Annotated in this window: 9 protein-coding genes; 7 read left to right on the forward strand and 2 right to left on the reverse strand. The window is 67.5% G+C overall.

Annotated features, from left to right (window positions below; translation table 11 throughout):
* Nucleotides 1–192 (forward strand): transposase (locus tag PSA7680_RS18105; RefSeq protein WP_217808310.1); only part of this gene is annotated, 192 nt, incomplete at its 5' end.
* Between the two features lie 123 nt (nt 193–315).
* On the opposite strand, the gene guaD is transcribed toward PSA7680_RS18105, so the two are convergent.
* Nucleotides 316–1608: a guanine deaminase gene (gene guaD, locus PSA7680_RS18110; protein ID WP_085870068.1), complete on the reverse strand. Its 1293-nt coding sequence runs from the start codon at nt 1606–1608 to the stop codon at nt 316–318.
* Nucleotides 1609–1747: 139 nt separating this feature from the next.
* On the opposite strand from guaD, the gene mgtE reads away from it, so the two are divergent.
* The 6 genes from mgtE to ileS all read left to right on the forward strand — a co-directional run bounded on the left by mgtE (nt 1748) and on the right by ileS (nt 10588).
* Nucleotides 1748–3127: a magnesium transporter gene (gene mgtE, locus PSA7680_RS18115; protein WP_085870069.1), complete on the forward strand. Its 1380-nt coding sequence runs from the start codon at nt 1748–1750 to the stop codon at nt 3125–3127.
* On the forward strand, nt 3124–3690 hold the full coding sequence (locus PSA7680_RS18120) for a 5-formyltetrahydrofolate cyclo-ligase (RefSeq protein ID WP_085870070.1): 567 nt from the start codon (nt 3124–3126) through the stop codon (nt 3688–3690). The genes mgtE and PSA7680_RS18120 overlap by 4 nt, the downstream gene beginning before the upstream one ends.
* Nucleotides 3691–3762: 72 nt before the next feature.
* Complete coding sequence (locus PSA7680_RS18125; RefSeq protein WP_085870071.1) at nt 3763–4578, forward strand: TIGR00282 family metallophosphoesterase; 816 nt, start codon at nt 3763–3765, stop codon at nt 4576–4578.
* 182 nt (nt 4579–4760) lie between these two features.
* Complete coding sequence (locus tag PSA7680_RS18130) at nt 4761–6539, forward strand: SLC13 family permease (RefSeq protein WP_085870072.1); 1779 nt, start codon at nt 4761–4763, stop codon at nt 6537–6539.
* Nucleotides 6540–6614: 75 nt separating this feature from the next.
* Nucleotides 6615–7355, forward strand: a complete 741-nt coding sequence (locus PSA7680_RS18135; protein ID WP_085870073.1) for a YebC/PmpR family DNA-binding transcriptional regulator — start codon at nt 6615–6617, stop codon at nt 7353–7355.
* Between the two features lie 335 nt (nt 7356–7690).
* Nucleotides 7691–10588: an isoleucine--tRNA ligase gene (gene ileS, locus PSA7680_RS18140; RefSeq protein ID WP_085870074.1), complete on the forward strand. Its 2898-nt coding sequence runs from the start codon at nt 7691–7693 to the stop codon at nt 10586–10588.
* An 89-nt stretch (nt 10589–10677) separates the two neighbouring features.
* Here the strand turns inward: ileS and PSA7680_RS18145 are convergent.
* Nucleotides 10678–10869: transposase (locus PSA7680_RS18145; RefSeq protein ID WP_217808310.1), on the reverse strand; the 192-nt coding region annotated here is incomplete at its 5' end.

Consider the following 10869-nt stretch of genomic DNA (forward strand, 5'->3'; position numbering starts at 1 on the left):
AACGTCCGCGTGGTCAGGACCGTCGACCGAGACCTCTACCGCGAACGCAACAAGGTCGAACGGTTCTTCAATCGTCTCAAACACTTCCGCGGCATCGCAACGCGATACTTCAAAACCGCAGCAAACTTCCTCGCCGCACTTCACCTCGCTTGCTCAAGGCTCTGGATCAGACATTATGAGTCCACGACCTAGGGGGCGCTGCCCCCGCCGCGCCGTTCCGGCGCGCCTCCCCCGGGATATTTCCGGAACAAAGTGGCCCGTTTCCTCTCGCGACAAATACCTCGGGGTGCGGGGCAGAGCCCCGTGAAAGGGGCGTCAGGCCACCGGGCGGCCGGCCACGTAGGTGGCGCGGATGGCGCGGTCGTCGCCCATCATGATCGTTGGAAAGAGCGTCTCCCAGAAATCCTCCGCCCGCGCGCTGCGCTGGGCGATGGCGGGGGTGGAGGCGAGATCCACGGCGATGATGTCGGCCTCGGCCCCGATCGCGAGGTTGCCGATGCGATCCTCCATCCGCAGGGCGCGGGCGGAGCCCTGGGTGGCCAGCCACCAGAGCTGGGCGGCGTGCAGCGGCGCGCCGTTGAGCTGGCCGATCTCGTAGGCCGCCGCCATGGTGCGCAGCATGGAGAAGGAGGAGCCGCCGCCGGTGTCGGTTGCGAGGCCGACGCGGTGGCCGGCTTGCGTGAGCCCGTCCATGTCGAAGATGCCGGAGCCGATGAAGGTGTTGGAGGTCGGGCAGTGGATCAGGGCCGCGTCCGTCTCCTTCAGGCGGTCCTTCTCTCGGTCGGTCAGGTGGATGGCGTGGCCGTAGAGGCCGCCTTCGCGCAGCAGGCCGAAGTGTTCGTAGGTGTCGAGGTAGTCCCGCCGCTCGGGAAACAGGCCCATCACCCATTCGATCTCGTCGGTCTGCTCGCTGAGGTGGGTCTGCATCAGGAGATCGGGCCGCTCGCCCCAGAGCGCGCCGAGGGCGGCGAGCTGATCCGGGGTCGAGGTGGGGGAGAAGCGCGGGGTGATGGCGTAGGAGAGCCGGCCCTGTCCGTGCCATTTCTCCGCCAGCGCCTTGGACTGGTCGTAGGCGCTCTGCGGCGTGTCGCGCAGGAATTCCGGGGCGTTCCTGTCCATGCAGGTCTTGCCGGCGACGACGCGCAGGTTGCGGCGCAGGGCTTCGGTGAAGAAGGCGTCCACGCTTTCGGGGTGCACGGTGGTGAAGGAGCAGCAGCTCGTCGTGCCGTGGGCCAGCATCAGATCGAAGTAGCGCGCGGCGATCTCGGCGGCATAGGCGGGATCGCCGAACCGGCCCTCTTCGGGGAAGGTGTAGCTGTTGAGCCAGTCGATCAGCCGCTTGCCCCAGCTCGCGATCATGCCCGTCTGCGGGTAGTGCACGTGGGCATCCACGAACCCCGCGCTCAGCAGCAGATCGCCGTGATCCACCACCTCGGCCTGTGGGTGGGCGCTGCGCAGGGCTTCGGCCTCGCCGAGATCGGCGATCCGGCCCGCCTCCACCAGCACGCCGCCGCGCCGCACGTGACGTGCCGCTTCCTCCAGCGGTGCGTGGAAGGGATCATCGGTGAACTGCAGCGTCTGCCCGAGCAGGAGCGTTTGGCCGGCCATGGAACCTCCTTGAGATGGCTTCGTTCTAAGCCCCGGCCGCGCGGGCGTAAATCATCGTTTTGCCCCTGTTTCTTTGAAAGAGTTTTGTCTAAACCGAGGGGCAACGGGCAGAATCCACCCTGGATGAGGAGGCGCTGGCATGATCGCGGAACCCCGGTACGACGAGGGTGAGGACGAAGAAGACATCGTTCTGAACGAACGTTTCCTGGCCCAGGTGCGCGAGGCCGTCGAGGCCGGCGACAAGGTAAGGCTCGACGCGCTTCTGGACGATCTGCACGCCGCCGACGTCGCCGACCTGATCGAGCAGGTGGGCTCCGGCGAGCGGGCCGCGCTGCTCGAGTTGATGGGCGGGCTCGACGGCGACATCCTCTCCGAACTCGACGAGGGGCTGCGCGAGGAGGTCATCGACCAGCTTGAGCCCGAGGAGCTGGCCGAGGCCGTGCGGGATCTGGAATCCGACGACGTGGTGGACCTCGTCGAGGATCTGGAGGGCGAGCAGGCCGAAGCCGTGCTCGAAGCCCTCGACAGCGCGGACCGGGCGGTTGTGGAGCAGTCGCTCGCCTTCCCCGAGGATTCCGCCGGCCGCCTGATGCAGCGCGAAGTGGTCATGGCGCCGGAGCACTGGAGCGTCGGCGACGCGATCGATTTCCTGCGGGAGGCCGAGGATCTGCCGGATCAGTTCTACCACGTCATCGTGGTGGACCCGCGCCTGCGTCCTGTGGGCTACGTGACGCTGGGCTCGATCCTTTCGGCGCCGCGGGAGACGCCGCTCAAGGCGCTGTTCGAAGACAGTTTCCGCACCGTGGAGGCCACCCGCCCCCAGGCCGACGTCGCCTATCTGTTCAACCAGTATCACCTGATCTCCATGCCCGTCGTGGACGATGACGACCGGCTGATCGGCGTCATCACCATCGACGATGCGATGATCGTGCTCGACGAAGAACACGAGGAGGACATGATGCTGATGGCCGGGGTGGGCGACAGCAGCCTCTCCGACACCATCCTCGAAACCGCGCGCCAGCGCTTCGGCTGGCTCTTCGTGAACCTGCTGACGGCCATCCTCGCCTCGGCGGTGATCGCGCTGTTTTCCGATGTCGTGGACCAGATCGTGGCGCTTGCCATCGCCATGCCGATCGTGGCCTCGATGGGGGGCAATGCCGGCACGCAATCGCTCACCGTGGCGGTGCGCGCCATGGCCACGCGCGATCTGACCGGCGCCAACGCCTGGCGCGTGGTCATGCGTGAAACCGCCGTCGGCTTCCTCAACGGGCTGCTCTACGGGGTGATCCTCGGTGCGGTGGGCTGGCTCTGGTTCGACAGCGCCATGCTGGGCGTGGTGCTTTCGGTGGCGATGTGGCTCAACCTCGTGGTCGCCGGGCTGGCCGGGATCGCGATTCCGCTGGGGCTCGAGAAGGTCGGGATCGATCCGGCGCTGGCCTCCGGCACGCTGGTCACCACCGTGACCGACGTGGTGGGCTTCTTCTGCTTCCTCTCGCTTGCCAGCTGGCTGCTGTTGTGACACCGGAGGCCCTCGCCGAGGCCAAGGCCGCCGCGCGCAAGGCCGCTTTCGCCCGCCGGAAGGCCGCCCATGCTGCCGGGCGGGACGCGGCCGCCCAGGCCCATCTTGCCGAGGCGCTGGCCCCACACGCCGGCCAGCCGCTCGCGGGCTACATGCCGATCCGGACGGAAGTGAGCCCCCTGCCGGTGATGGCGGCCCATGCCGCGCGGGCGGCCGTCGGCGTGCCGGTGATCCTCGGGGAAGGCCGGCCGCTGGTGTTCCGGCAATGGGCGCCGGGCTGCGCCATGGAGGAGGGGGCTTTCGGGGCCCTGATCCCCGCCGATGGCGCCGAGATCACGCCGCGGATCCTGATCGTGCCGCTGGTGGCCTTCGATGCCCGCGGCGGGCGGCTGGGCTACGGCGGCGGCTTCTACGATCGCACGCTGGAGGGGCTGCGCGCCCGCGGGCCGGTGCTGGCCTTCGGTTTCGCCTATGCCGCGCAGCAGGCCGATGACCTGCCGCTGGAGCCCACGGACCAGCCGCTGGATGCCATCATCACCGATGCCGGGATCCTGCGCTTCTGACGCGCCGTCCTGCCGCCCGCCGGGCCGGTTTCCGGGTTGCGCCGGGCGCCCGCTGCCCCTAAGGCAGGAGCCATGAAGCTGCTATTTCTCGGAGATGTCGTCGGCCGGGCCGGCCGGGCCGCGATCAAGGAACGCCTGCCGGGCCTGCGCGAGGCGTGGAAGCTGGATTTCGTCGTGGTGAACGGCGAGAACGCCACCTCGGGCAACGGGCTCTCGCCCGCCCACGCGCAGGACATTCTCGCCGCCGGCGCCGATTGCATCACGCTGGGCGATCATGCTTTCGACCAGCGCGACATGCTGACCTTCATCGAGAAGGAGCCGCGCATCCTGCGGCCGATCAACTTCGCCAAGGGCGCCCCCGGCAAGGGCTTTCGCGTGTTCAACGCCCAGGGCGGCCGCAAGGTGCTGGTGGCGCAGATCCTCGGCCAGGTGTTCATGAAGCGCCCCTTCGACGATCCCTTCTCGGCCATCGAGCAGGTGGTGAAGACCCATCCGCTCGGCGGGCTGGTGCAGGCCAGCCTCGTGGACATCCACTGCGAGGCCACCTCCGAGAAGATGGGCCTCGGCCACTGGCTGGACGGCAAGGTCAGCGTCGCGGTGGGCACCCACACCCACGTGCCCACGGGCGACGCGCAGATCCTGCCCGGCGGCACCGCGTTCCAGTCCGACGCCGGCATGTGCGGCGATTACAACTCGGTGATCGGCATGGAAAAGGCCGAACCGCTGCGCCGCTTCGTCACCGGCATGTCCAAGGGCCGCTTCACCCCGGCCACGGGCGAGGCCACGCTGAGCGGGCTCTACGTGGAAACCGATGACCGCACCGGCAAGGCCACGGCCGTGAAGATGGTGCGCGTGGGCGGCCGGCTGGAGGCCTCCGGCCCCGCCTGAGCGGCAACCGGGCGGGCGGTGCCCGCCTTCCCGCGCTCCCGCCCAAAATCCGCCCCTTCGCTGCATAAACGCGCGAAAAAGCGCCCTTTTTGCCCCCGAATTGCGCCTGAAATCGCAGGAAACGCTTGCCCGGACGCGGGCGGTGGGCGAAAAGAAGCAGCCTGATTTGAGACCCGAACCGAATGACGTTCCTGGATTTTCCCCCTTTCATCGAAGCCCTGCTGAGCCTTGCCGTCGTGGCCGCGATGTTCGTGATGTTCCTCACCGAGCGCTACCCCACCGAGGTTGTCGCCATCGGCGGTGTCGCGGCGCTGATGATCCTGGGCATCCTGCCCTACGCCGGCGCGGTGGCGGTGCTGTCGAACCCGGCCCCCTGGACGATCGCCTGCATGTTCATCGTGATGGGGGCGCTGGTGCGCACCGGGGCGCTGGACTGGTTCACGCAGCTGGCCGAGCGCAACGTGGCCTCCCGTCCGAAGCTCGCGGTGGCGGCGCTGCTGGGCTTCGTCATCCTCGCCTCGGCCGTCGTCTCCAACACCCCGGTCGTGGTGGTGATGATCCCCGTCTTCGTGCAATTGGCCAACCGGCTGGGCAAATCGGCTTCCAAGTTCCTGATCCCGCTCTCCTACGCCGCGATCATGGGCGGCACGCTCACCCTGATCGGCACTTCCACCAACCTGCTGGTGGACGGCGTGGCCCGCGCGCAGGGGCTTGAGCCCTTCTCCATCTTCGAGGTCACCCCCATCGGCCTCGTGGTGGTCTGCTACGGGATGCTCTACCTCTACCTGCTGGGCCCGAAACTGCTGCCCGACCGCTCCTCGATGGCCAACCTGCTGTCGGGGCGCGCGAAGATGAAGTTCTTCACCGAGGTGGCGGTGCCCGACGGCAGCGCGCTGGTGGGGCAGAAGGTGCAGGAGATCGACCTGTTCCGCCGCGACGGCGTGCGCCTCGTTGACGTGCTGCGCGGCGATGCCTCGCTGCGGCGCGATCTCGCCTCGGTGGTGCTGCAGGCAGGTGACCGCGTGGTGCTGCGCACCGAGATGAGCGAGTTGCTGGGGCTTCAGCAGAGCAAGGACGTGCGTATGGTGGACAAGCTCTCCTCGGTGCAGACCACCACCGTGGAAGTGCTGATCTCGCCCGGCGCGCGGATGATCGGGCGCTCGCTCGGCTCCCTGCGCCTGCGCCGCCGCTACGGCGTCTACCCGCTGGCCGTGCACCGCCGCAACCAGAACATCGGCCGCCAGCTGGACGATCTGGTCGTGCGCGTGGGCGACACGCTGCTGCTTGAGGGCGCCCCGGAGGACATCCAGCGCCTCGCCCACGACATGGGCCTCGTGGACATCTCCAAACCCTCCGACCGCGCCTACCGCCGCAGTCACGCCCCGATCGCGATCGGCAGCCTCGTGGGCATCGTCGCGCTCGCCGGCCTCGGCGTCGCCCCTATCCTCGCGCTTTCGGTCGTCGCCGTGGCGGTGGTGCTGCTCACCCGCTGCATCGACGCCGAAGAGGCCTTCTCCTTCATCGACGGCCGCCTGCTGGCGCTGATCTTCTCGATGCTCGCGGTGGGCGCGGCGCTCGAGAACTCGGGCGCGGTCAGCCTCGTCGTGGAGGCCGTGGCGCCCGCGCTCGGCAATCTGCCGCCCTTCCTCATCGTCTGGGCGATCTACCTGCTGACGAGCGTGCTCACCGAGCTGGTCTCCAACAACGCGGTCGCCGTGGTGGTGACCCCCATCGCCATCGGCCTGGCCACGGCGCTCGGCTTCGATCCCCGCCCGCTGGTGGTGGCCGTGATGATCGCGGCCTCGGCCAGCTTCGCCACTCCGATCGGCTACCAGACCAACATGATGGTCTACGGCCCCGGCGGCTACAAATTCGCCGATTTCCTGAAGGTGGGCATCCCGCTGAACCTGACGATGGGGATGCTCGTCTCGGCGGTGATCCCGCTGATCTGGCCGCTGTAGGCGCCCCCCTTGCACCCTTTCGGCGCTCTGACATATAGAGGGCCGACGCGAAGAAACACCGGTTGGAGATACCCTATGGCAGGCCATTCCAAATGGGCCAACATCCAGCACCGCAAAGGGCGGCAGGATGCGGCCCGATCCAAGCTCTTTTCGAAGCTGGCGAAAGAGATCACCGTCGCCGCGAAGATGGGCGACCCGGACCCGGACAAGAACCCGCGCCTGCGCCTCGCGGTGAAGGAAGCCAAGTCCCAGTCCGTCCCCAAGGACGTGATCGAACGCGCGATCAAGAAATCCCAGGGCGGCGACGCCGAGAACTACGACGAGATCCGCTACGAGGGCTACGGCCCCAACGGCGTGGCCGTGATCGTCGAGGCGATGACGGACAACCGCAACCGCACCGCCTCCAACGTGCGCTCCACCTTCTCCAAGAACGGCGGCAACCTCGGTGAAACCGGCTCCGTCGGCTTCATGTTCGAACGCAAGGGCGCCGTCACCTACCCGGCCAGCGTCGGGGATGCGGACACCGTGATGATGGCCGCCATCGAGGCCGGCGCGGAAGACGTGGAAAGCTCCGAGGACGGGCACATCATCTACTGCGCCGACACCGATCTCAACGAGGTCTCCACCGCGCTGGAAGCGGAGCTGGGTGAATCCGAATCCACCAAGCTGATCTGGAAGCCGACGACGACCACCGAACTGGACGTGGAAGGTCTGCGCGCGCTGATGAAACTGGTGGAGGCGCTGGAAGACGACGACGACGTCCAGACCGTCACCACCAACTTCGAGGCCTCCGACGAGGTCATGGCGCAACTCTGACGCCGCCGGGCGGCCGCCTGAAACGCGGGGCTGGCCGCCCCGCGCCCCGTGGATGCTTGCAGCCGGAAGATGGGCCCACTTCGGTCCGCAAATATCCCGGGGGAGGCGCCCGCAAGGGCGGCGGGGGCAGCGCCCCCCGCGGCGCGACAAAAGCCGCGCTTTACCTGCTCGGGGCAGGGGCCTATAAGCCGTCTCCGATATGAGCCGTTTCGCGATCATCATTCGAATTACCAACCCGGCGCTCTGAGCAGCAGAGCCGCCGGGCAAAGGCGCATGGGCAGCCGCGCCGACCTTCGAAGCAGATCGCAACCCTTCCTGACAGGACATTGCCGGACATGTGCGCCGAAACCCCCGACTACAAAGACACGCTGAATCTCCCGAAAACCGATTTCCCGATGCGCGCGGGCCTGCCCAAGCGCGAGCCCGAGTGGTTGGCACGCTGGGAGAAGATCGGAGTCTATGACCGCCTGCGCGAGAAGCAGGGCCGCAAGCCCTTCACGCTGCACGACGGCCCTCCCTACGCCAACGGCCACCTCCACATCGGCCACGCGCTCAACAAGACGATCAAGGACATGATCGTGCGCTCCCACCAGATGATGGGCTTCGATGCACGCTACGTGCCGGGCTGGGATTGCCACGGCCTGCCGATCGAGTGGAAGATCGAGGAGCAGTATCGCGCCAAGGGCAAGAACAAGGATGACGTGGACGTGGTGGCCTTCCGCCAGGAGTGCCGCAAGTTCGCCGAAGGCTGGGTGGACATCCAGCGCGAGGAGTTCAAGCGCCTCGGCATCACCGGCAACTGGGCCGATCCCTACCTGACGATGGATTTCCACGCCGAAGCGGTGATCGCGGAAGAGTTCATGAAGTTCCTCATGAACGGCACGCTCTACCAGGGCTCCAAGCCGGTGATGTGGTCGCCCGTCGAGAAGACGGCGCTGGCGGAGGCCGAGATCGAGTATCACGAGCACCAGAGCCACACGATCTGGGTGCCCTTCGCCTTCCGCAACGCCACCGGCGATCTGGCCGGGGCCCGCGTGGTGATCTGGACGACGACCCCCTGGACGATCCCCTCCAACCGCGCCGTGGCCTACAACCCGAAGATCGCCTACGGGCTCTACCGGGTGGAGGCCACCGAAGAGGAAAGCTGGACGAAACCGGGCGATCTCTACCTGCTGGCCGACGCGCTGGCCGAGGACGCCCTGGGCAAATCCCGCGTCACCTCCTTCACCCGCGTTCGGGACGTGGCGGCCGACGAACTGGCGGGGCTGGTCTGCGCCCACCCCTTCGCCGGGCTCGACGGCGCCGATGGCTTCTGGGATTACGACGTGCCGATGATCGACGGCGATCACGTCACCGATGACGCCGGCACCGGCTTCGTGCACACCGCGCCCTCCCACGGCGCGGACGACTACGAATGCTTCCTGAAGCGCAACTGGCTCGACCGCATGACCCACAACGTCGGCGAAGAGAGCGAGTTCCTGCCCCATGTGCCCTTCTTCGCGGGCCTGCAGGTCTTCGATCGCAAGGGCAAGGAAGGCAAGGCCAACACCGCCGTCATCGCCAAGCTGGTGGAGGCCGGCGGCATCATCGCGCGCGGCCGGGTCAAGCACAGCTACCCGCACTCCTGGCGCTCCAAGGCGCCGGTGATCTTCCGCAACACGCCGCAGTGGTTCGCCAGCGTGGATCGCGAAGTGGGCGACGGCCAGGACGAGATGGGCAAGACGATCCGCACGCGGGCGCTGAACTCCATCGACAAGCTGGTGAAATGGTGGCCGCAGTCGGGCCGCAACCGCCTGTATTCGATGATTGAATCCCGCCCGGACTGGGTGCTGTCGCGCCAGCGCGCCTGGGGCGTGCCGCTCACCTGCTTCGTGAAGAAGGGCGCGCTTCCCACCGATCCGGATTTCCTGCTGCGCGATCCCGAGGTGAACGCCCGCATCGCCGCCGCCTTCGAGGCCGAGGGCGCGGATGCCTGGTATGCGGAAGGCGCGAAGGAGCGCTTCCTGGGCGAGGGCTACGACGCGGATGAATGGGAGCAGGTCTTCGACGTGCTCGACGTGTGGTTCGATTCCGGCTCCACCCATGCCTTCGTGCTGCGTGACCGCCCCGACGGCACCGAGGACGGCATCGCCGACGTCTACATGGAAGGCACCGACCAGCACCGCGGCTGGTTCCATTCCTCGCTGCTGCAGGCCTGCGGCACGCTGGGCCGCGCGCCCTACCGCAACGTGGTGACGCACGGCTTCACGCTGGACGAGAAGGGCAACAAGATGTCCAAGTCGCTCGGCAACACCATCGTGCCGGAGGCCGTCGTCAAGCAGTACGGCGCCGACATCCTGCGGCTCTGGGTGGCGCAGACGGACTACACCGCCGATCAGCGCATCGGCCCGGAGATCCTGAAGGGCGTGGCCGACAGCTACCGCCGCCTGCGCAACACCATGCGCTTCATGCTGGGCTCGCTCAGCGATTTCACCGAGGCCGACCGCACCGATCCGGCCGAGATGCCCGAGCTGGAGCGCTGGGTGCTGCACCGCCTCGCGGAGCTGGATCACCACGTGCGCAAGGGCTACGCGGAGTTCGATTTCCAGGGCGTCTTCCAGGCGATCTTCAACTTCGCCACGGTGGATCTCTCGGCCTTCTACTTCGACATCCGCAAGGATGCGCTCTACTGCGACGGCGATACGCCGCGCCGCCGGGCCGCGCGCACGGTGCTCTCGCTGCTGCACGAGCGCCTGACCACCTGGCTGGCGCCGATCCTGCCCTTCACGATGGAGGAGGTCTGGCTCGACCGCTTCCCCGGCGAGGACAGCTCGGTGCACCTGCAGGATTTCCCCGAAACGCCGGCCGACTGGCGCGACGAGCCGCTGGCGGCGAAATGGGCCGCCCTGCGCCGCGTGCGCCGCGTGGTGACGGCGGCGCTGGAAGTGCAGCGCACCGACAAGGTCATCGGGGCCTCGCTGGAAGCGGCGCCGGTGGTCCACGTGCGCGATACCGAGGTGCTGGAGCTTCTCAAGACGGTGGATTTCGCCGATGTCTGCATCACGTCGGATCTCACGCTGTCGGGCGATCCGCTGCCGCCGGAGGCCTTCCGCTTGCCGGAGGTCGCCGACGTGGGTGTCGTGTTCGAGAAGGCCGAGGGCGAGAAATGCCAGCGCTGCTGGAAGATCCTGCCCGACGTCGGCTCCCATGCCCACCCCGGCACCTGCGCCCGCTGCGACAGCGCGCTGGGCTGACGGGCGCCATCGCAACGCTTCGGAAAGGGCTGCCCTAGGGCGGCCCTTTTTGCGTGGGGCCAGCGCGAAACGGATTGCGCGCGAGCCGCCTAGGTCGTGGACTCATAATGTCTGATCCAGAGCCTTGAGCAAGCGAGGTGAAGTGCGGCGAGGAAGTTTGCTGCGGTTTTGAAGTATCGCGTTGCGATGCCGCGGAAGTGTTTGAGACGATTGAAGAACCGTTCGACCTTGTTGCGTTCGCGGTAGAGGTCTCGGTCGACGGTCCTGACCACGCGGACGTT

This window comes from Pseudoruegeria aquimaris (genome assembly GCF_900172235.1).
Classification (GTDB): Bacteria; Pseudomonadota; Alphaproteobacteria; order Rhodobacterales; family Rhodobacteraceae; genus Pseudoruegeria; species Pseudoruegeria aquimaris.